At 61.7% G+C, this 21,909-nt stretch carries 17 protein-coding genes; 16 read left to right on the plus strand and 1 reads right to left on the minus strand.

Going from position 1 to position 21,909, the window contains the following annotated elements; all coding sequences use genetic code 11:
* Positions 1 to 11: 11 nt before the first annotated feature.
* From ACOGXC_RS04410 to ACOGXC_RS04430, 5 genes are all read left to right on the plus strand, one after another.
* A complete protein-coding gene (locus ACOGXC_RS04410; protein ID WP_419920013.1) occupies positions 12 to 1,709 on the plus strand; it encodes a formate--tetrahydrofolate ligase in 1,698 nt (565 codons plus the stop codon).
* Positions 1,710 to 1,847: 138 nt separating this feature from the next.
* The gene (locus ACOGXC_RS04415; RefSeq protein WP_419919496.1) at positions 1,848 to 3,908 is read left to right on the plus strand and encodes a S8 family serine peptidase; all 2,061 of its coding nucleotides are present in this window, start codon (positions 1,848 to 1,850) and stop codon (positions 3,906 to 3,908) included.
* Positions 3,909 to 4,038: 130 nt separating this feature from the next.
* The gene (locus ACOGXC_RS04420) at positions 4,039 to 6,012 is read left to right on the plus strand and encodes a molybdopterin oxidoreductase family protein (RefSeq protein WP_419919497.1); all 1,974 of its coding nucleotides are present in this window, start codon (positions 4,039 to 4,041) and stop codon (positions 6,010 to 6,012) included.
* Positions 6,005 to 7,750 carry an NADH-ubiquinone oxidoreductase-F iron-sulfur binding region domain-containing protein gene (locus tag ACOGXC_RS04425; RefSeq protein ID WP_419919498.1) on the plus strand — a complete coding sequence of 582 codons (1,746 nt, stop codon included), beginning with the start codon at positions 6,005 to 6,007 and terminating at the stop codon, positions 7,748 to 7,750. The genes ACOGXC_RS04420 and ACOGXC_RS04425 overlap by 8 nt, the downstream gene beginning before the upstream one ends.
* A gap of 132 nt (positions 7,751 to 7,882) precedes the next feature.
* Positions 7,883 to 8,722 carry a 2Fe-2S iron-sulfur cluster-binding protein gene (locus ACOGXC_RS04430; RefSeq protein WP_419919499.1) on the plus strand — a complete coding sequence of 280 codons (840 nt, stop codon included), beginning with the start codon at positions 7,883 to 7,885 and terminating at the stop codon, positions 8,720 to 8,722.
* A 96-nt stretch (positions 8,723 to 8,818) separates the two neighbouring features.
* Here ACOGXC_RS04430 and ACOGXC_RS04435 read toward each other — a convergent pair whose 3' ends face one another.
* Entirely contained in the window at positions 8,819 to 9,562 is a 744-nt protein-coding gene (locus tag ACOGXC_RS04435; RefSeq protein WP_419919500.1) for a PaaI family thioesterase, read from the minus strand.
* 70 nt (positions 9,563 to 9,632) lie between these two features.
* Here ACOGXC_RS04435 and ACOGXC_RS04440 point away from each other — a divergent pair, with 70 nt between their 5' ends.
* From ACOGXC_RS04440 to ACOGXC_RS04490, 11 genes are all read left to right on the plus strand, one after another.
* A complete protein-coding gene (locus ACOGXC_RS04440) occupies positions 9,633 to 10,877 on the plus strand; it encodes a DUF222 domain-containing protein (protein WP_419919501.1) in 1,245 nt (414 codons plus the stop codon).
* Between the two features lie 87 nt (positions 10,878 to 10,964).
* Positions 10,965 to 11,822, plus strand: a complete 858-nt coding sequence (locus ACOGXC_RS04445; RefSeq protein WP_419919502.1) for a bifunctional 5,10-methylenetetrahydrofolate dehydrogenase/5,10-methenyltetrahydrofolate cyclohydrolase — start codon at positions 10,965 to 10,967, stop codon at positions 11,820 to 11,822.
* A 39-nt stretch (positions 11,823 to 11,861) separates the two neighbouring features.
* Positions 11,862 to 13,262, plus strand: a complete 1,401-nt coding sequence (locus tag ACOGXC_RS04450; RefSeq protein ID WP_419919503.1) for a hypothetical protein — start codon at positions 11,862 to 11,864, stop codon at positions 13,260 to 13,262.
* Positions 13,263 to 13,559: 297 nt separating this feature from the next.
* A complete protein-coding gene (locus ACOGXC_RS04455) occupies positions 13,560 to 14,714 on the plus strand; it encodes an acetyl-CoA C-acyltransferase (RefSeq protein ID WP_419919504.1) in 1,155 nt (384 codons plus the stop codon).
* A 76-nt stretch (positions 14,715 to 14,790) separates the two neighbouring features.
* Positions 14,791 to 15,324 carry a VOC family protein gene (locus ACOGXC_RS04460; protein WP_419919505.1) on the plus strand — a complete coding sequence of 178 codons (534 nt, stop codon included), beginning with the start codon at positions 14,791 to 14,793 and terminating at the stop codon, positions 15,322 to 15,324.
* A 145-nt stretch (positions 15,325 to 15,469) separates the two neighbouring features.
* Complete coding sequence (locus tag ACOGXC_RS04465) at positions 15,470 to 16,462, plus strand: LLM class flavin-dependent oxidoreductase (protein ID WP_419919506.1); 993 nt, start codon at positions 15,470 to 15,472, stop codon at positions 16,460 to 16,462.
* Between the two features lie 134 nt (positions 16,463 to 16,596).
* Entirely contained in the window at positions 16,597 to 17,982 is a 1,386-nt protein-coding gene (locus tag ACOGXC_RS04470) for a phytoene desaturase family protein (protein WP_419919507.1), read from the plus strand.
* Positions 17,983 to 18,150: 168 nt separating this feature from the next.
* Entirely contained in the window at positions 18,151 to 19,311 is a 1,161-nt protein-coding gene (locus ACOGXC_RS04475) for an acyl-CoA dehydrogenase family protein (RefSeq protein ID WP_419919508.1), read from the plus strand.
* A gap of 23 nt (positions 19,312 to 19,334) precedes the next feature.
* Entirely contained in the window at positions 19,335 to 20,114 is a 780-nt protein-coding gene (locus ACOGXC_RS04480; protein WP_419919509.1) for an SDR family oxidoreductase, read from the plus strand.
* Positions 20,115 to 20,151: 37 nt separating this feature from the next.
* The gene (locus ACOGXC_RS04485) at positions 20,152 to 21,039 is read left to right on the plus strand and encodes a CoA transferase subunit A (RefSeq protein ID WP_419919510.1); all 888 of its coding nucleotides are present in this window, start codon (positions 20,152 to 20,154) and stop codon (positions 21,037 to 21,039) included.
* Positions 21,039 to 21,857 carry a CoA-transferase subunit beta gene (locus ACOGXC_RS04490; protein ID WP_419919511.1) on the plus strand — a complete coding sequence of 273 codons (819 nt, stop codon included), beginning with the start codon at positions 21,039 to 21,041 and terminating at the stop codon, positions 21,855 to 21,857. Before ACOGXC_RS04485 ends, ACOGXC_RS04490 begins: the two co-directional genes overlap by 1 nt.
* Positions 21,858 to 21,909: the final 52 nt, after the last annotated feature.

Raw genomic sequence — 21,909 nt, forward strand, 5'->3', positions numbered from 1 at the left:
GAGGCGGGCTTATGTCCTTCCCATCCGATCTCGAGATTGCCCGCGGGGCCAAACTGCGGCCACTGAGCGACATCGTCGCAGAAGCGGGCATCCCCAACGATATGCTGGAACCCTACGGATCGGGGGCCGCCAAGATCGGTTTGGAGGCCATCGAGGCTCTGGCCGACCGTCCCGAGGCCCGCTACGTGGTGGTGACCGCCATCACCCCCACCCCGCTGGGCGAGGGCAAGACCACAACCACCGTGGGGCTGGGTCAGGGGTTCAGCCACATCGGCAAGCGAGCCACCATCGCCATCCGCCAGCCCTCGCTAGGGCCAACCTTCGGCATCAAGGGGGGCGCGGCGGGTGGTGGCTACAGCCAGGTGGTACCCATGGAGCTGTTCAATCTCCACCTGACCGGTGACATGCACGCTGTGACCGCGGCTCACAACATGTGCTCGGCCATGCTTGATGCCCACCTTTACCACGGCAACGAGCTGGGGCTGGATCTGCACAACATCACCTGGCGCCGGGTGCTGGACATCAATGACCGAGCGTTGCGTAATGTGGTGCTGGGCCTGGGCGGGCGACTCGACGGGATTCCCCGTGAGAGCGGGTTCGACATCACCGCCGCATCCGAGGTCATGGCCACGCTGGCGCTGGCCACTTCCCTATCCGATCTGAGGGCCCGGCTCGGGCGTACCGTTGTGGGCTACACCGAGCAGGGCGACCCGGTCACCGCAGAAAACCTGAAAGCTGCCGGGGCGATGGCGGTGCTGTTGAAGGAGGCGATCAAGCCCAACCTGATGCAGACCCTGGAGGGTGGTCCCGCCCTCGTGCACACCGGGCCGTTCGGCAACATAGCCACCGGAAACTCCTCCATCGTTGCCGACCTCATTGGCATCCGCACCGGCGATTACCTGGTGACCGAAGCCGGGTTCGGTGCCGACATGGGTGCAGAGCGTTTCTTCAACATCAAGTGCCGCTACTCGGGCCTTGCTCCAGATGCCGCGGTCATGGTTGCCACCGTGCGAGGCCTCAAGGCCCACTCCGGGAAGCACCGGATCGTGGCCGGGCGACCGCTGCCCGAGGGTCTGCTGGCCGAAAACCCCGATGAGGTCCACGCCGGGGGCGACAACCTGCGCAAGCAGTTGTCCAATATGCAAGCTCACGGTGTAACCCCGGTGGTGGCCATCAATGCTTTTCCCGGTGACCACGATGCCGATCTGGCTGCCGTTGCCGAGATAGCCGGCGAGTACGGGGCCCGCTGCGCGGTGACCACGCACTTCTCCGATGGTGGTGCGGGCGCGGTCGAGTTGGCCGAGGCGGTGGCCGAGGCCTGCCAGGAGCCCAGCTCGTTCAAGATGCTGTATGAGGACGAGCTGTCCCTGAAGGACAAGATCTCCGCAGTAGCCACTACCGTCTATGGCGCGGACGGTGTGGAGTATTCAGCAATCGCCAACCGGCAACTTTCCACCTATGAGGCGGCCGGCTTTGGTCATTTGCCGGTGTGTATAGCCAAGACTCACTTGTCCATTTCCTCCGACCCGTCTCTCAAAGGTGCTCCCACCGGCTGGACGCTGCCGGTTCGGGAGGTGCGAGCCTCGGTGGGTGCCGGTTTCATCTATCCCATCTGCGGCGACATGCGCACCATGCCCGGCCTCGGCCGCCAACCCGCCGCCATGGGTATAGACCTTGACGAGAACGGCGAAATAGTCGGCTTGAGCTGACATCCCCGCTGAAATAAAATATGAGCAGGAGGAAAAAGATATGAGCAGTCGGCATTCCGACCAGAACAACCTGCTCCCCCCCCCCCCCCTTCTAGCAGTCATTTCATCTCCAGGGGTGGTATGGTTGTAGCTGTATTGGTGCTGGTGGTTTTGGTGGTGACCGGACAACTCTCGTTATCAGGTGCAGCGCCCGAGGCAGACACGGTAAACTCCACCCTTATTCCGATGAAACTGCCTGTTGTTACTACTTCACCCGCGGAAATTCTTGACATCAGATCAACTCCCACAATGTCGGTATCTCCTCTTCAGGTTGCCAATATCAATGACCCTGAGTCTTCAAAGCAATGGTATCTTGATGCAATAAATGCTGATGAGTTGCAGGAAGGATGGCCTGAAGGTGCTCACGTTTCAGTAGGAGTCTTTGATATTAGCTTTGATATAACCCACAGGGACCTAGACGATAATATTCAAAATGAGGATACTACATCTTGTTCACTTGTTGCTTCTTTGGGTTCTCATGGTACAAAAGTATCTGGGGTTATAGCTGCTGAAATGAATGGAGTAGACGGGATTGGTGTAGCACCATTGGCCAAGATTGTGCCCAGAAGGTATGATTGCTATGGAGATATGTTCTCCGATATGTATTCTGACATTATCCAACTGATAGTTAACAATGAAGTTGATATTATCAATATGTCATTTGGGATTTTTAGCTATGATGATAACGAAAGATTTGCTAATGATATTGATGATTTAGCTGGGGGTAAAATTCTTGAATCATTAGTGCGCATTGCTCAAGCACAAGGAATTATTGTTGTAGCAGCAGCAGGAAACTGCGGTAAGTTTGAGAAGAGTTCTGTAGAAATAGAACCCAGTGAAGTGCCAGCAGTGCCTTTCGACCAACGTTGTATAGAGGCTGATAATATTGTGTACCCTGCGGGTTTTCCAGGCGTTGTAACTGTGGGAGCGACTACTGAAACAGGTAGTAAAGCATGGTTTAGTTCAAAAGGCACCCAACAAGACCATGCCGCTGGCAAGCGTATAGACATAGCAGCTCCTGGCAATAATATTCTCTCTACAGTGCCAGGTAACATGATGGCTTCGAGTTGGGGAACGTCGCTTGCTGCTCCAGTTATTAGCGGCATTTTAGCGCACTTGATTGCCCGTTTCCCTGAGGCTGATTCTGAGCTTATCCTGAGAGCATTGTATGAAACAGCAGAAAACCCTAATGGTGAGGAGCTGACAGATGAGTTCGGGCATGGAATTGTGAAACCTCTGGAAGCTATCAAATGGTTGGAGGACAATATTGGTAGCACACCCAATGATGAAATTTTAGATGAGTCACCAGTAGTTGAAGTAACCGATTCCCAACCTGTCAACAAATACAACTCAATTGCCACTGGTTGGGCTCATTCGTGTGGATTGCATGTCGATGGTGTCATCACTTGTTGGGGCAGCAACACTGCCGGTCAGTTGGATGTGCCTGATGGTCGGTTTGTTGCGGTGTCGGCAGGCTCTTGGCATTCGTGTGGGTTGCGGGTTGATGAAGCCATTGTTTGTTGGGGTGATGGTGGTTACGGTCAGTTGGATGTGCCTGATGGTCGGTTTGTTGCGGTGTCGGCAGGCTCTTGGCATTCGTGTGGGTTGCGGGTTGATGAAGCCATTGTTTGTTGGGGTGATGGTGGTTACGGTCAGTTGGATGTGCCTGATGGTCGGTTTGTTGCGGTGTCGGCCGGTTGGGCTCACTCGTGCGGGTTGCACATCAATGGGGCCATTGCTTGCTGGGGCAGCAACTACGACTGGTTCCAAAACGACACCTACCAAGCGCGACCACCGGTTGGCCGGTTCGCAGCTATATCCTCCGGCCCGTGGCATTCGTGCGGTTTGCACGTCAGTGGTGTCATCGTGCTTTGTTGGGGTGATGGTGGTTACGGTCAGTTGGATGTGCCTGATGGTCGGTTTGTTGCGGTGTCGGCTGGTTGGGCTCACTCGTGCGGGTTGCGGGTTGATGAAACCATCGTGTGCTGGGGTGACGGTCGCCAGGGTCAGTTGGATGTGCCTGATGGTCGGTTTGTTGCGGTGTCGGCTGGTTGGGCTCATTCGTGTGGGTTGCGGGTTGATGAAACCATCGTGTGCTGGGGTGACGGTCGCTACGGCCAGTCGGATGCGCCCGGCGGTACCAAGACCAAGGAGGAGTAGCACAGGGGAGCGCCGGTGCGGGCCCGGAGGGGTGCGGATTGCCCGGGATGGTTTCGGGGGGAGGAAAGGAAGGCGGGCCAGCTAGAATTGCGGATTGCCCGGGACGGTTTCGGGGGAAGGAGAGGTATACATGGTTCGGCGGGAGCGGTTGACGGTGCCTTTGGTGCGTGACGGGGGCCACCTGCGGGAGGCGACATGGGAGGAAGCGCTGTCGCGAGCGGCGAGCGGGTTCAACAAGGTTCTCTCCGAGCGCGGGCCGCAGGCGTTCGGGATGTTCAGTTGCTCAAAGGCCACCAACGAGATGAACTACATGGCCCAGAAGTTCATCCGCACGGTGGTGGGATCCAACAACATCGATTCCTGCAACCGGACTTGACACGCTCCTTCGGTCGTCGGTCTGGCGACAGTGTTCGGAGCGGGGGGCGGTACCAGCTCCTACCAGGAGATCGAGGAAGCCGACGTTGTCCTGCTGTGGGGGTCCAATGCCCGCGAGGCCCATCCCATCTTCTTTCACCACCTACTCAAGGGGTTGGACCATGGGACCCGCATGTATTGCGTGGATCCCCGCTACACCTCCTCGGCCCGCTTCGCCGATGTTTGGGTGGGCATCAATGTGGGTACCGATATAGCCCTGGCCGGTGGGATTGGTAGGGAGATCATCCGAGCCGGACTGGTCAACCACGACTTTGTGGCGCGCGCCACCCGGGGTTTCGAGGCCTACGCCGCCTCGGTTGACCCCTTCACCCCCGATGCCGTAGCCACCATCTGCGGCATTCCCGGCGAAGTGGTGGTGGAGATGGCTCACACCTACGCCACTGCGGGCAAGGCCCAGATTCTGTGGACCCTGGGCATAACCGAGCACCACAACGCCGTGGACAACGTGCTGGCGCTGTGCAATCTGGCCCTGCTCACCGGTCATGTGGGCCGGTGGGGTTCGGGCCTGGTGCCGCTGCGAGGGCAGAACAACGTGCAGGGTGGCGGCGACATGGGGGCCATTCCCAACAAGTTTCCCGGTTTTGTCGGCGTGGACGACCCCGAACACCGGGCCCGTTTTGAGGCCGCCTATGGTCAACCGCTCAACCCCGTACCCGGCTGGCATCTCACCTTGATGTTCGAGGCCATGGGGCGGGGCGACCTGAGGGCGCTGTACGTGATCGGTGAGAACCCGGCTGACTCCGAGGCCGATGTTGCCCACGCCCGGGCCCGGCTCGATAACCTGGACATCCTGGTGGTGCAGGACATCCTGATGACCCGCACCGCCGAGATGGCCGACGTGGTGCTCCCTGCCTCGGTGGCCTGGGCGGAGAGCCACGGCACCGTCACCTCCAGCGAGCGCCGGGTGCAGCGGGTGCGTCCCGCGCTGCTGCCACCCGGTCGGGCCCGCCACGACATCGACATCCTCTGTGACATGGCCGGGGCGATGGGTGCCGCTCTTGGGCCCCGCGACCCCCAGGCAGTATGGGATGAACTGCGGGCCCTGTCCCCCGTCCACCGGGGCATGACCTGGGATCGCCTGGAATCATCCGGCGGGTTGCAATGGCCATGTCCCGACGAGGACCACCCCGGTACCCCCTTTCTCCACGGGTGGCTGTGGGCCGAAGACCTGGAGGGTCGCGACCCGGCCCCGTTCTCGGTACTGGAGCACAGGGGGCCCATCGAGGAGCTGAGCGAGGAGTTCCCCTTGCGACTCACCACCGGGCGGGCGCTGGACTCCTACAACACCGGGGTGCAGAGTGGCCAGTACGCCTCGCCCCTTCGATTTGTCGGCCTCGAACTCAACCCGAAAGACGGGATCGCCCTGGGTATATCCGACGGTGACCGGGTACGAGTGTGCTCACCCCGGGGATCTGTGGAGATGAACGCCCGGTTGGTGTCCGGCCTGCCCCCCGGCCTGGTCTTCACCACCCTGCATCACCCGGAGCTGGTCGACGTGAACATCCTCACCAACCCGGCCTGGGATCCGAAGTCGGGCACTGCCGAGTTCAAGGCCGCCGCCGTGCGGGTGGAGCGGGTGGATGCCGACGATCAGGTGGTTTCGAGCCGCGGTAACGATGTCGCCGTGCGGGTGGGGGCCGGTGCGGCGGTGAGAGAGTCTCTTGGCTGATCTGCACTTCGGGGCCGGCCGGCCCACCAGCGCCGAGCGGGCCGCTGTGGATGCCGTTGTCCCTCCTTCGGAAGCTGCGACCGTGGTCGAAACCGAGCGGTTGGTGCGAGGGGGCCGTTCCCGGCACCGGGGACTTCGCCACATGCTCCTGCCGGTGCTGCATTCTCTCCAGCACGAGATCGGCTGGATCAGCCCCGGCGGTCTCAACTGCGCCGCCGAGCGGCTGGGGGTTGCCCCGGCCGAGGTCTACGGCGTGGCCACCTTCTACGAGCTGTTCCGAACCACCGATCCTGGCCACCGCGATGATGTGGTTCATATATGCATCGATCCGGTGTGTGCCCTGGCCGGCAGCGGCGACCTGCGGGCCTCGTTGGAGGCCGGTGGGGTCAGGGTCCGCACCAGCCCCTGTTTGGGCCAGTGCGACCGGCCCCCGGCGCAGTTCATCCAGGGGACGGGGCGGCCCGACAGGGTACCGGTGGACGATGCTGAGAACCTCCACCTTCCCCAACTGGGTCAACCCGGCCTGCGGGTGCTTCGCCGGGTGGGGGTGGTGGATCCGACCTCCCTGGACTCCTACCGTGCTCATGGCGGCTACCGGGCCCTGCATCGGGCTGTCGAGATGGGGCCGGACGCTGTGATAGCGGCCATCAGCGAGTCCGAGCTGTCGGGCCGGGGTGGGGCCGCCTTCCCCACCGGGACCAAGTGGCGGGTGGTGGCCGACCAGCCCGGGCCCGACAAGCACGTTGTGGCCAACTGCGACGAGTCCGAACCGGGCACCTTCAAGGACCGCATCGTGTGCGAGCACGACCCATTCTCGGTCATCGAGGCTATGACCATCGCCGGTTTGGCCACCGGTGCTGTCCAGGGTTGGATATACATCCGGGGCGAGTACCCCCGGGCAACCACCCGCCTGGAGGGGGCCATTGCCCAGGCCCGCAAGGCCGGGCTGCTGGGGGAGGACGTGGCCGGTGGCGGCCAACGCTTCGATATCGAACTGCGCCGGGGAGCCGGGGCTTACATATGCGGCGAGGAGACCGCCCTGTTCAACTCGATCGAGGGCTTCCGGGGTGAGCCTCGCAACAAGCCCCCCTATCCCACCAGCCACGGCCTGTTCGGCCGTCCCACCGCCATCAACAACCCGGAGACCTTGGTCAACGTGCTGGACATCGTGGTTTACGGCCCCGAGGCCTATCGCTCGGTGGGTACCGAGCGCTCACCCGGCACCCGGCTCTTTTGCGTCTCGGGTCGGGTGGGGGTGCCGGGCCTCTACGAAGTGCCGTTCGGTACTACGCTGGGGGATCTGCTCGATCTGGCCGGCGGACCGGACGGCCGACTGGCCGCGGTGTTGCTGGGCGGGGCGGCCGGAGTTTTTGTCGGCCCCGACGCGGTGAGAATGCCCCTCAGTCTGGAGGATGCCCGAGCGGCGGGAGCCACCCTGGGGTCGGGGGCCGTAACCGTGTTCGACGACACCGTTGACATGGCCGCGGTGGTTGAGCGCATCGCCGAGTTCTTTCGAGACGAGTCGTGCGGCCAGTGCGTTCCCTGCCGGGTGGGAACGGTTCGCCAGCATGAGGTGCTGGTGGAGCTGCGGCGCTCCGGTGAGCCACTGGCCCCATCACGGGGCGAGCTCATCGACGACATGGCTCGGGCCATGGTTGATGCCTCGATCTGCGGCCTGGGTCACACCGCGGCCTCGGCGATACGCTCCGCGCTGGCACTGGGGCTGGTAGGAAGCTGATATGGCGTTGGTGCTGCTAGGACATTGCTGCTGATATGGCTTTGATGCTGATAGGACATTGCTGCTGATATGGCGTTGGTGCTGCTATGAGGTTGGTGTTGATATGGCTTTGGTGCTGCTAGGACATTGGTAATGCATCCTGTACCTGTCGAAACCGCAGTGAGCATCCGGGTGGACGACCGGGAGGTTCTGGTGCCCGAGGGGGCCACCATCTTGGATGCCTGCAACGCTGCCGGGGTGGACACCCCGACCATCTGCTACTCGGACACCCTCACCCCGGTGAACGTGTGCCGGTTGTGCGTCGTGGAGCTGGACGGCAGCCGGGCTCTGGTGCCCTCCTGCTCCCGACCGGTGGAGAAGGGCATGGTCGTGCGCACCGGTAGCGAGCGGGTCCGGCACAGCCGCAGGATGGTGCTGGAGTTCCTGGCCACCGGGGTGGATCTGTCACAGGCCGATGAGTTGGCCCGGTGGGCCGAGTACTACGGGGCCGACCCCGGCCGCTATGTTCCCGATGGCGAGATGATGAACGAGCCGGTAAGGGTGCAGGACAACCTCTACATCCGCGACTACGACAAGTGCGTGCTGTGCTACCGCTGCGTAGAGGCTTGTGGCGATGATGCCCAGCATACCTATGCCATTGCGGTGGCCGGCCGGGGCTCCGGTGCCCGCATATCCACCGAATTCGACGTTGCCCTGCCCGACTCGGCCTGCGTGTATTGCGGCAACTGCGTGGCGGTGTGTCCCACCAACGCTCTTCAGTTCAAGACCGAGTACGACCTGCGCCTAGCCAGCGACTGGCGACCCGACGACCAGACCGTGACCCGGACCGTGTGCTCCTACTGCGGGGTGGGCTGCAACCTGGAACTGCATGTTCAGGACAACCGCATCGTCAAATGCACATCCCCCGACGACCACGACATAACCCAGGGCCACCTCTGCATCAAGGGCCGCTTCGGCTGGAATTACGTATAGCAATAGTTATTGTAGCAATAGTTATTGGTAAATAATCACGCGAATTGCAGTCAACAGTGGTCCTTGAATATAGATTTTCTCAGTAAATTTTATAGCCTATACTTGCGAGTTCCGAGAGAGGTTGCGTATGGCTTCCAGTTCGAGTTGCCGGAAGGTACCTTCGGCTCGGGCGGTTACTTGGTCGCCTTGGAGAGCCTTGCCTCTTACCTTGGTGGTCTGGCCCTGGATGTCTTCCACCCATCCCTCGAAGGTTGTTTCCACCCCTAGCAGGGTGGGTCTGCGAAATTGCACCGACAATTTTGTTGTTGGCCCGCTGGCATCTGCCAGCGAGCAGGCGCTGGTGAACACCATGTCGAACACCGAAGCAATGGCGGCACCATGCACACATCCGGGTGGGCCTTCATAAACGACTGAAAAATTGGCCCGACCCCTGGCCACAGCAGGGTTGGCCTCGGTATCCACCGACATCTCCACCGTCAGGGCTGCGGGATTGCAGATACCGGTCACCAGATCGAACGGTGCTCTCCTATGGGTAATGGGTGGCCCTTCGAACTTGCTGACACCAAACCCATACCGGGGAGGAGGTTCATCGGGTATATGGGCTTCCATGCGCTCGGCCAACTCGTTGGCTTCGATGGCCAGGGCTGCGGTCTCAGCGGCCGTTGCAGTGTTGGAAACGGTTGCGGCCACCAGGCGGCGCACAGCGTCGGCCAGTGCTCGAAGTTCAAGCTCCCGACCGGAAACCGCCGGGTGGTCAATGCTTTGGAACGGGCCACCCGGCTGATTGATATGAGGCACGACCACAAAATTACGTGTCCCGTAGCCTTGCCGCACAATCATTGAGTGGGACTCGACGCATTGAGTGAATCCGGGAGGGGTAAGTGTCACCGGTGTTGGTAGACTGTTGTGTATGGAATATAGTTCTGGGTTTGGCATCTACTCGGGCTCTGATACCGTTGAGTATCACAGTGAGGACACTCCTGGGCAGGTGGGTGCTCGGTGCTGTAAGTGTTTGTGTTGTGAGCAGGTTGATTATTCCGATTTGAGTTCTGACGAGTTGTTGAAGCTGGTTTTCCGAGCTGACCACACTCGCCGTCAACTGGAAGGCCTCGTGACTGCATTGTTGGGCCGCTTTGGGGAGTTGGAGGGTGATGAGGCTGTTCGCGAGGTGTGCCGCCAGTTCGGAGTAGGTCGCTACCGTGCGAACCGTCAAGCCAAAACCGTCAACATTCTCAAAGACCTGCCCCACACGTTGGATGCGGTCAAGGACGGTTGGGTGTCTATGGATCATGCCCAACTGATCGGAGAATCTCACCTTCGGGCACCGCTGGCTAAACAGCAGGAAGCCGAACTAATTGCCCTAGCTATTGTGGAAGATTTGGACAAGTTCAAGAAAACCGTGGGGCGATGCGAGAATGAGCGCAGCGGTGATGATTCGGCTGGCCGGATGGAGCAGCAGCGCCGCCGCCGCAAAGCCGCAGTGTTCAATGGCGATGATGACATGGTCGTGCTCCACGCCGAACTAGATGCCGTATCCGGTGAGCGGGTGAAAACAGCCTTGGACGGCATGTGTGATCGCATGTTGCGCCATGACTTCCAATCCGGCAACGACCGCACTTTCCAGCAGCGCTGCGCGGACGCGCTGGTCAACCTGGTCACTCAAACCCCTGGTACTGGCATTCCCACCGGTGAAGACCAAAGCGACCCGGCACCGCAGGCCACCACTCTTTTGGTGAAAGTTGACTACGATGCCCTCACCGGCCAACTCAAGGATGCCGCGCTCATGGACGACACCCCCATTGGCATCGACGAATTGCGCCACATCGCCTGCGATGCCGGTATCATCCCCGCCATATTCAACGCAGACGGCGTGCCCCTGTATCTGGGTCGCAAGCAGCGAGCAGCCTCACACACCCAGAAACTAGCCTTACAAGCCCGGGACAAACATTGCGTGGGGTGCCGGCTCCGAGCCACCGCCTGCGAAGCCCACCACATCTTGTGGTGGGAACAAGGCGGAACCACCAACATCGACAACCTCGTGCTGCTTTGTCCGAGTTGCCACACCAAAGTGCACAAGCACGGCCATACCCTCACCACCGACCCCAAGGGTCGGCACCGGGTCAAACCTCCATCCCCGTTCCTAACCAAACGCTAAACAACCAGGCAAACCTGAACCTGGAGTTGCAGCGGGATCTGCGGATATCCGTAACCAGCCGCTCTCGATGAGGGAGACTTGTTGGTGATGGCTGTGATCAAGTTGGATGGGGAGTTGCTGGCTGCTGAGATCAAGGATGTGTTGAAGAGCCGGATTGCGGTTCTGGCGGAGCGGGGACGTACACCGGGTTTGGGTACGTTGCTGGTGGGTGACGATGGGCCGTCGGCCAATTATGTGGCTATGAAGCATCGGGATTGCCAGGAGCTGGGTATGGTTTCCCGGGAGGTTCATCTGCCTGCTGGTGCCACTCAGGTCGAGGTGGATGCGGTGGTGGATGATTTCAATGCCGACCCGGTGGTGGATGCCTACATCATGCAGTATCCGTTTCCCGGCCATCTTGATTATGAGGCTGCTTTGATGCGGGTGGAGCCGGCCAAGGATGCCGACGGTTTGCATCCGGTGAACCTGGGTCGGTTGGTGCAGGGTGTGGATGCTCCGCTGGCCTGCACCCCGGCGGGTATCCAGCTCTTGCTGGAGCGTTACGAGGTTCCCATAGCCGGCCGGCATGTGGTGATAATCGGGCGGGGGCTCACCATCGGGCGTCCTCTGGCCAACCTTTTGTCGTTGAAGCGGCCCAATGCCAACGCTGTGGTCACCGTGGTCCACACCGGCGCTGGTCACCTGGCCGCCCATACCCGTACTGCCGACATCTTGATAGCCGCGGCGGGCTCGCCCCGCATGGTTACCGCCGACATGGTCAAGCCCGGTGCCGCGGTGGTGGCCGCCGGGGTGAGCTTTGTCGACGGCAAGCTGGTGTCGGATGTTGACGACGATGTGGCCGAGGTGGCCGGCTGGCTTTCTCCCCGAATCGGCGGTGTGGGTCCCATGACCCGTACCATGCTCATGTCAAACACCGTGACCGCCGCCGAGCAGGCCACCGGTTGAACCATTCCCCCGAGCAGCCTGGAGCAAGAGAGAAAACCCATGGCCGATCTGCGGCAACATCGGGGCACTCCAATTACTCGGAGAAAGTTTGTTGGGGGTGCGGTCGCCGGAAATGGAACTTTGCTATGGAGAAGTATCTTAGGGGTTGTAGTTATTTTATTGAGTTTGGCAGGCTGTAATAATAAAGAATCGCAGTCGGATAGCAATCAATATTTTGCTACCTCAACCAGTACTTCTGCTTTTGAAACTTTGCGACCTTCAAATGACTCTTCTATAGCAACACCCTCTGTAACACCAACGGTTATCTCTGCTACGCCAACAGTATCATCCACCGTGTTGCCACCGCCTACAACAACAGTTCCCCCGAATGTAGAAGAAGGCTTACAGGAAATTACAAAACATGTGATACGGGTACCATCAGACCTAGAAATACTGGAAGGTTCATATCTCGAAAGTAGTCAAGCAAGTGCTAAACAATTTGAAGCAGGTGGTCCGACGCCAACCAAGATAATTGTGTCAACACATGACTGTCAGCTAATTTCAATAGATACATTAACTCTAGAGCAGGTTGTAATATGGCATTATTCTGGTGCTGATTATCGGCACTTCTACTGCAAACGTTTTGGTAATAAAAACGAAATATTCCCGGATATAGAAGGCCCTATCAGCTACATTGAAAACTTGGAATGGATTGATTCAAGATATTTGTTGATAAGCCTATGTTGTGAACCGGCCGCAGGTAGGTTTGAAGTCATTGACACATTGCAAAACAGTAGCCCACTTTTTCTTGCTCTTAATGGTCGCTATCCATCTATCAATGAAAAGAACATATTGCTGTACAATACTATCTCTACCATTGGATCAGTAATATTTGATGTCAACTATGATATATCTGATCCAGATTATCCGTTTTATGGACTTGAGTCTGAGTCTATTTTTTATACCTTATCCTTTGACCGAGAGCTGGATACTGATGGCTTTATTGTAGAAGGTGGTTTTATTTTGGAAGTTAGTTGGGTTGGCGACGATAAGATTGTATTTGAACTATGGGTAAATTATTACCATGGCAAATGGTATCCATTCATTGGTATATTTAATACCGTATCACATTCCTCTACATTTATGAGTCGGGGTGATGGCTGGACATTGCCAACTGGTGATGTCAATGGCAACCTAGTAGTTGTCGAACAATCTTGCAATTATGTAAACAATGCAAGCAATAATTGTGATAGGCAGGGGAGAAAAATTGTGTTGCTCAACCCCGATACCCTACTTCCTTACTATGAGATTGCTGTACAAGAAAATATTGTAGATATGGACTTGAATGGTGAATCGCTTTTGGTCATATTTTCAAATGGTGAAATGGGTATTTTCAATCTTTCAGATGGTTCATATCGCAGGATTGCTGATGGAATTACCAATGCTATATGGGCCGAATAGGTGCGAAGTATACCCCGCTGGGCAACCCTAACCCGACCTGGCTCAAACCGGTTGAACAGCCACCCCAAGCAGAGCTACTGAGCCCAGCCCCGCAGTTGCGTTGTGTCACAGGCGGCCAACGAGGGCGACTTGCCGGTGGTGGATGCCTACATCCATCATGCAGTATCCGTTTCCTGGCCACCTTGACTATGTGGGTCCCATGACCCGTACCATGCTCATGTCAAACACCGTGACCGCCGCCGAGCAGGCCACCGGTTGAACCATTCCCCGAGCAGCCTGGAGCAAGAGAGAAAACCCATGGCCGATGCATACATCATCGACGCAGTCCGCTCACCCATGGGCCGCTTCGGCGGCGGGCTGAGCCACCTGCACCCCGCCGACCTCGGGGCTCACATCCTCAATGGCTTGATCCGGCGCACCGGTGTGGACCCCGCCGCGGTGGACGACTGCATCATGGGCTGCGTCGGCCAGATCGGGGCCCAGGCGTTCAACCTGGCCCGCAACGCCTGGCTTTCGGCCGGGCTGCCCGAGCATGTGCCCGCAGTGACCATCGACCGCCAGTGCGGGTCGTCGCAGCAAGCGGTGCACTTTGCCGCCCAGGGCATAATGTCGGGCACTCAGGATCTGGTGGTGGCCGGTGGGGTGGAGGTGATGAGCCTCGTCACCCTGAACAGCCAGGGCGATGTGGGGCCCGATCTGGGTATGCGCTACCCGTTCGACGGCGAGGGCTGGGCCACTCGTTTCGCCGATGAGGAGGTGCACCAGTTCCGGGGTGGCAACCTGATCGCCGAGCGGTGGGACATAACCCTGGAGGACATGAACGCCTTGGCCCTGCGCAGTCACCGCAACGCCGACCGAGCCTGGCAGGAGGGCCGGTTCGAGCGGGAGGTTCTGGCGGTGGGCGACTGCGCCCGTGACGAGGGCATCCGGCCCGACACCTCGATGGAGAAGATGGCCAAGCTGCGCCCCTTCTCCGAGTACGGCCCCTTGACCGCGGCCAACTCCAGCCAGATAACCGACGGGGCGGCAGCGCTACTCATCGCTTCCGAAAAAGCGCTGAAAGAGCACAACCTGGTCCCCCGAGCCAGAGTTCACACGATGGCCGTGGTGGGCAGCGACCCGGTACTCATCCTCACCGGCCCCATACCTGCCACCGCCAAGGTTCTGGAACGGGCCGCCATGGCGCTGGACGGCATCGACCTGTTCGAGTGTAACGAAGCCTTCGCCTCGGTGGTGCTGGCCTGGGCCCTAGACACCGGTGTGGACATGGACAGGGTCAATGTGAACGGTGGGGCCATCGCTCTGGGTCATCCGTTGGGGGCCAGCGGAGCCCGGATCATGACCACCCTGGTGAATGAGCTGGAGCGCAGCGGCAGCCGCTACGGGCTCCAGACCATGTGCGAGGGCGGCGGGCTGGCCAACGCCACCATCATCGAGAACCTGGCCGCTTAGTTCGCGGGGAAAGCAATTCGGAAAGAAGAACGGGTAGTTCGAGGGAAAGCGATTCGGAGAGAAGAAGGAGAGAACAATGGGTATCCACATCGACCACATCTCACTTTTGGTGAAGGACCTGGCCCAGGCTGAGGCCGACTGGCATCAGATCCTGGAGGCGCTGGCCCCCGGTCACACCATGAAGGTCACCCGGGGATCGGGGGCCGATGACATGGACGGCACCCCCATGGAGTGGGTCACGTTCCAGAACCCCGATCCCACCGGGGTGTCCATCCAGCTCTGGTCGCCGGCCGAGCCGGGGCACTGGCCCGACAAGGTTCTGGCCAAGCGGGGCGAGTACGTCCACCACATCGCCTTTTGCTCCGACGATTTCGACACCATGATCGACGGCGTGCGCGGGGCCGGCATCCCACTGGTGATGGACGACCCCAGCCATCCCGACACCCAGCCCTGGTTGAAGTGGAACTTCATCCCCCCCGACAAGGCCCACGGACCGCTGATCGAGCTGGCTACCCGCTACCTGACGGTGGGCGACAAGTGGCTCCCCCACCCCGACAACGCCGAGAACCAGCCGCTGGCCGACGAACTCAACGACCGCTACGCCGGCTAACCCCCTCCGAGCCCCGAAACCCCGCCAGGATCAATGACTGATTATCCGGTGGCGATCACCATGCCGGTGGAGGGCGACTCCCCGGTGGCGATAACCATGCCAGCGCCATGACCGACTCCCCTGTGGCGATCACCATGCCAGCACCATGACCGACTCTCCGGTGGCGATCACCATGCCGGTGGAGGACGGCCTGCCCATCGGATGGTTGGTTGATCTGGTGGTGGACGCCGAGCGGGCCGGGATCGACACCGCGCTGGTGGGCGAGGTGGCCGGCCCCGAGGTGTTCGCCACCCTGGGGGCGATGGCCGCCCGCACCGAGCGCATCCGGCTGGGATCGGGCATTGTGGCCGCCTATACCCGCTCCCCCGCGCTTGTTGCCATGGGCTTCGCCACCCTTATCTCGCTGGCTCCCGGCCGGGTGATAGCCGGCATAGGGGCCAGCAGCCCCATCGTGGTGGGCCGCTGGCACGGCGGAGAGTTCGACCGTCCCCTGACCACCGTTCGGGAGTTCGTCGGCCTGCTGCGGGCTGCCCTGGCCGGTGAGAAGCTGAGCCACGACGGGCCCCGGTTCCGGTCGCACGGGTTCCGCCTCGACCTGCCCCCCGTAAAGGTGCCCGTATGGCTGGGGGCCATCAATCCCCGGATGCTGGCCCTGGCCGGCGAGTTGGCCGATGCCGTATTCATGACCTGGTGCCCACCCACCGAGGTGGCCGCCAAGCGGGCCGTGGTGGATGCCGCGGCGACCGATGCGGGGCGGAACCCGGCCGACATCTCCACCGTGCTGTCGTTTTGGGCCTACACCGGTCCCGCCCCCGAGCAGGCCCTGGAGCGGATGCGGCGCTCGGTTCTGGCCTACGCCATGGTTCCCACCCACCGGCCCGCCTTCGCCGGCACCTTCGACGGGCTTTTGGCCGCGGCCGAGGCCTGGCAGCGAGGTGACCGGGCCGCCGCCCTGGCAATGGTCCCCGATGAGGCCGTAATGGCCCAGTGCGCCATCGGTGCCGACGCTTTGTCCGAACGCATCGCCGCCTACCGGGCCGCCGGTGTGGATTTGCCCGTCGTGCTCCTGACCGGGGCTCACGTGGGTGACCGCACCGGCCCGCAGGCCACCCTGGAAGCCCTCAAGGGGAAGCCCTGAGGGGGCTGCTGTGAGAGAAATGTCACCGGGAAGGAATAACCTGAGGCCCAAGAGAAAACCGGACAGGATAAAGCCGGACAAGAGATTGCGAGTTATGGCATGACAAAACTAAATCAGCACGAAGGCCCCCGGAAATGACCAAACGCGATGTTGTCGTCATCGGCGCGGGGGCAGCCGGTCTGAGCGCCGGGGCTCTGCTGGCCGCAGAGGGCCGCTCGGTGACCATTCTGGAGCAGTCCCCCTACCTGGGCGGGCGGGCGCTGGCCGTGGACGACGAGGGATTCAAGGTGAACCTCGGCGGCCACCTGATCGAGGATCCCGGCTCCGGGCTCACCAAGGTGTTCGAGCATGTCGGCAAGGAGCTGATTCACGGTGAGGTGTCCCACGACATGCCGGTGTGGGACAACGACACCGGCAAGTGGGGCTCGATTCGCGACCGCTACCCCGACAAGGCCGAGGTCAAAAAGGTGATCAAGGCCATCACCGATAGTTCCTGGGACGAGCTCGAGGAGTGGGACGATCGCCCCCTGCGGGAGTGGCTGGCCCAGCACACCTCCGATCAGGGGGTTTACGACCTGTACGAGTTCATCGCCGTGCTGGAGTGCATGACCGACGAGTGGTACGACCACTCGGCCAGCGACAACCTGTGGGTGCGCAAGATGCACTACGAGGAGCGGAAGATGGCGGCCTACTCCTGCTGGCCCGGTCAGGGTTGGGACGGCATGTGGCAGGACCTGGCCGACGGCTACGTCGAACACGGCGGCGAGTTGCGGATGCAGACCCCGGCCGGGCGGGTGCTCATCGAGAACGGGGCGGTGGTCGGTGTCTCCCTGCCTCACGAGCCCAACGTTCCCAACGACTGGGACGTGGGCGAGGTGATCGAATGCGACGCGGTCATATCCACCCTGCCGGTGTGGAACGTGTTCAGCGTGGTGCCCGAGTGGGAGCTGCCCGATTGGTACACCAACCAGGTTCGCTACCTGGCGCAGGACCAGTACCGGGTGTCGCTGCTGAACCTGTACTTCGCCACCGAGGAGCCGGTGACCATGTTCGACCCCCGGGAGCTGGCCACCTGGGTGGCCACCCCCCACAGCCCCACACCGGGCTACATGTACGATCAGGCGGCCATGGATCCCAACGGTATCCCCGACGGCATGCATCTCTACTGCACCGGTGGGGTGATACCCGGGTCCCGGGGTCGGGACCGGCGCTACCTGGAGGACATGTTCGATCGCCTCGAGCAGGGGCTGTTCGTCATGTACCCCGGCCTGGCCAAGCACGTGTGGAAGCGGCGCGGCCTGGTGTTCAACCCCCCGTTCGGCGTGACCCAGCGCCCAATGCTGGTGGGCAAGTTCCGCCCCCACTGGCGGGCCCCCACCGTGGACGGCCTGTACTTCGCCAGCGAGACGTTCCGCAGCCGGGGCATCGGCACCGACCGGTCGGCCCGGGCCGCCCTGACCTGTGTGGAGGACATCCTGGCTCGCCGCATCCCCGCCTTCGGCGACGGCTGGCGCTACTGATACAACACTGCTGCAACGCTGCGCTTCTGCAATGCTCCGAGGTCGCATTCGAGAGCAAGACGCAACACCGCGACACAAAACATACGAAACCTAAAGAGCCACAAGAACTAACACAAGAAATAAAGCCACAAGAAACATAACCTCAAGAAACAAGGAGTCTTGGAAATCATGGAGTTCACCCTCACCGATGAGCAGGAAATGTTCCGCGAGATGGTGCGGAACTGGGTGGAGAAGGAATGTCCCAAGGACGTGGCCCGCGACTACGAGGCCCAGGAGTTCGAGTACCCGTTCGAGCTGTGGGACAAGATGTCCGAGGCCGGGTTCCACGCCATCGGCCTACCCCCCGAGCTGGGCGGGCAGGGCGGCGACGTGGTCACCCAGATGATCCTCACCCGGGAACTGGCCCGGTCGCTGGCCGGGCTCACCTGGATCTTTGGAATCTCCTCGTTCTGCGCCAAGTCGATCAACAAGTTCGCCTCCGATGTGGCCCGTGAGGAGCTGATCCCCCAGTTGGCCGAGGGCAAGCTGCGGGTGGCCATCGCGGTGACCGAGCCGTCGGGGGGAACCGACCTGATGGGGGCCATGCGCACCCGGGCCACCAAGGTGGACGGCGGGTGGAGCATCACCGGCCAGAAGATCTGGTCGACCGCGGCTCACGTGTCCGACTACCTGTTCCTGATGGCTCGCAGCGAGGACATAGTGGACAAGCCGGCCCGTGGGGTCACCCTGTTCTTGGTGAAGAACCCCTCCGAGGGCTTGGAGTGCCGCCAGATACCCAAGGTGGGGATGAGGTCGGTGGGATCCTGCGAGGTGTTTCTGGAGGATGTGTTCGTGCCCGACGAGTACGTGGTGGGCCGGCCCGGCGAGGGCTTCTACCAGATGTTGTCCACCCTCAACAACGAGCGGATCATGGTGGCCGCTCTGTGCACCGGGATCATCGATGGCTGCATCGAGGAGACCTTGAGCTACCTGATGGAGCGGGAGGCCTTCGGCAAGAAGATCGGGTCGTTCCAGGTGTGGCACCAGAACCTGGCCGATATGGCCATGATGCAGAAGCAGGCCGAGCTCATGACCTACTACGCGGCGTGGAAGTCGGAGTCGGGTGAGGACTGCGGCCGGGAGGCCAACATGGCCAAGGTGGTGGCCTCCGAATACGCCGGCAAGTGCTCGGACATCGCCATCCAGGTGCTGGGGGGCATGGGCTATGCCCTGGAGACCCACCCGCAAAGGTACTGGCGGGACAGCCGTTTGTACCGGATCGGCCCCATCACCAACGAGATGGCTCGCAACAGCATTGCCGAGACCTTCGGTTTGCCCCGCAGTTTCTAGTGGGTCGGAACCTGGAGGGGCGGGTGGCGCTTGTCACCGGGGCCGGTCGGGGCATCGGGTTGGCCGTGGCCGGTCGGCTGGCCCGGGACGGGGCCGCGGTGGTGGTGAACGACCTCGACGCGCAAGCCGCGGCTGAGGCTGCCGCCGCCATCGTTGCCACTGGTGGGCAGGCAATGGCCGCGCCGGGGTCGGTGGTCGACCAAGATGCCGTGACCATCATGCTGGATACCGCCACCGGGTCGTTCGGCGGGCTGGACATTCTGGTGAACAACGCGGGCATCACCGCCGACTCGATGATCCATACCATGACCGACGAGCAGTGGGATCTGGTGAGCGACGTGGTGCTGAGGGGAACGTTCAACCTGTGCCGGGCCGCCGCCCCCCTTTTGCGGGGTAAGCGGGACAACCCGCCGTCCCACCACCGCAAGGTGGTCAACATGGCCTCCATCAACGGGATCTACGGCATAGCCGGAAACGCCAACTACTCGGCGGCCAAGGGCGGGGTGATCGCCCTCACCAAGTCGCTGGCCCGGGAGTGGGCCCGGCACCGGATAAACGTGAACGCGGTGGCACCGGGCTACATCGCCGGAACCCGCCTTACCGGGGTCCGCGATGACGGCACCGGTCTGGGCATTCCCCAGGCGGTGATCGAGCGCATCGAGGCCCTGATACCCATAGGCCGGGCCGGCACCCCCGAGGATGTGGCCGGTGCCTGCGCCTGGCTGGCATCATCCGATGCCGACTATGCGACCGGCCAGGTGATCGAACTGCACGGAGGACGAGAGATGATCGAGCTGCTATGAGTGTCGGGCCAACGAAGAACCCGATCGGGGAGCTGCTATGAGCGTGGAGAAGTTGACCACATTGGCGGAGGCGGGGGCGCTGGTGCGTGACGGCGACACCGTGGCTATCCAGAACATGGCCACCCAGGCGGCTCCGATGGCGCTGGTGCGGGAGCTAATCCGCCAGGGTCGGCAGGATCTCGGGGTGGTTTGCCTGGTGGGCGGTATCCCGGTGGACTGGCTGGCCGCGGCCGGGACCATCAACCGTTTGGTGGGTGCCGCGGTGTCCATGGAGCAGTTCGGATTGTGCCAGCGTTATCGCAAGGCGGTGGAGGCGGGGGCGATCCGGGTGGAGGAGCTGTCGGAGACCGCTCTGAACGCCCGGCTCGGTGCCGGAGCCCGGAACCTGCCGTTCTTGCCCACCCGGGGGTTGATAGGCACCGACCTGATCGGGGTGAACGACAACCTGGTGATGCTGGACGACCCGTTCGGCGGCCCGCCAGTGGTGGCATGCCGGGCCCTGGTTCCCGATGTGGCCCTGGTGCACGCCCACAAGGCCGACCGGTTCGGCAACATCGGCTACGAGCCCACCGCTTTGTGGCCCGATCTGGGCATCATGCCCAAGGCGGCCACCACGGTGATTGTCACCGCCGAGGAGATCGTGGATTCCGAGGTGCTGCGGGCCGACCCCGACCGCACGGTGCTCCCGGGTTTCATGGTGGACGCGGTGGTGGAGGTGCCCTACGGTGCCCACCCCACATCGTTCTTCCCCTGCTACGGCTACGACTCGGTAATGCACCGGGAGTGGATCGGCGCAACCGGTGACGATGCAAAGGTGGCGGCCTTCCTGGAAACCCATGTGACCGGCCCCGCCGATCACACCGACTACCTGGAAACCGTGGGTGGGGCCGAGAGACTGGCTGCCACAAGGGCTTGGGAGGCGTAATGACCGGTTGGCAACACAGCCCCGAGGCTGAGGACTGGACCATCGACGAGCTGATGATCGCCCGGCTGGCCGCCTGCTTTGCCGATGGTGATCAGGCCTGCAACGGCATGGCCTCGTTCGTGCCGGTCAGCGCTTTCTGGTTGGCCCGGCTCACCCACGCCCCCAACCTGGTGTGGTTGGCCGGGGCGGTGGGGCTGGAACCCCGGCCCGATCGGGTGCCTGCCTCCACCCTGGAGGCCCCGTTGTGGCGGGACTCCATCATGTACGTGGAGCAGTACGGCGACTTCTGGACCTTCGCGCTGAACGGCCGGTGGCTCACCAAGTTCTGCGTGGGGGCGGCCCAACTCGACCGCTACGGCAACGGCAACAACTCGGTGATCGGTACCGACTATCACGCCCCCCGGGTGCGATTGCCGGGCACTGCCGGGTTGGGTGACATGGGATCCATCGGCAAGCACCTCTACTACTGGAACCCCAACCACAACCCTCGCTCGCTGGTCGAGAAGGTGGATTTCGTGTCCTGCGCCGGCTACCTGGGGGGCGGCTCCCAGCGGGCGGAGGCCGGACTGGAAGGTGGGCCCGAGCTGGTGATAACCAACCTCTGCGTGCTGGACTTCCACCCCGATACCCGCCACATGCGGGTGTCGTCGCTGCACCCCGGGGTGTCGTTCGAGCAGGTGCAGGAAGCCACCGGCTTCGAGCTGCCCGCTCCCGAGGGGCCGGTTCCCACCACCGCGGTGCCCACCGTCGAGCAGGTACGGCTGATTCGCCAGGTCATCGACCCCGATGGGATGCGCCGCCGGGAGTTCGGCCGGTGACAACCCACTCCCAACCTTGCGGCCCAGCGCTCACCATGGGTGGGTTCAATCC

The sequence above is a fragment of the Candidatus Poriferisocius sp. genome (assembly GCF_965202595.1).
Taxonomy (GTDB): Bacteria; Actinomycetota; Acidimicrobiia; order Acidimicrobiales; family Bin134; genus Poriferisocius.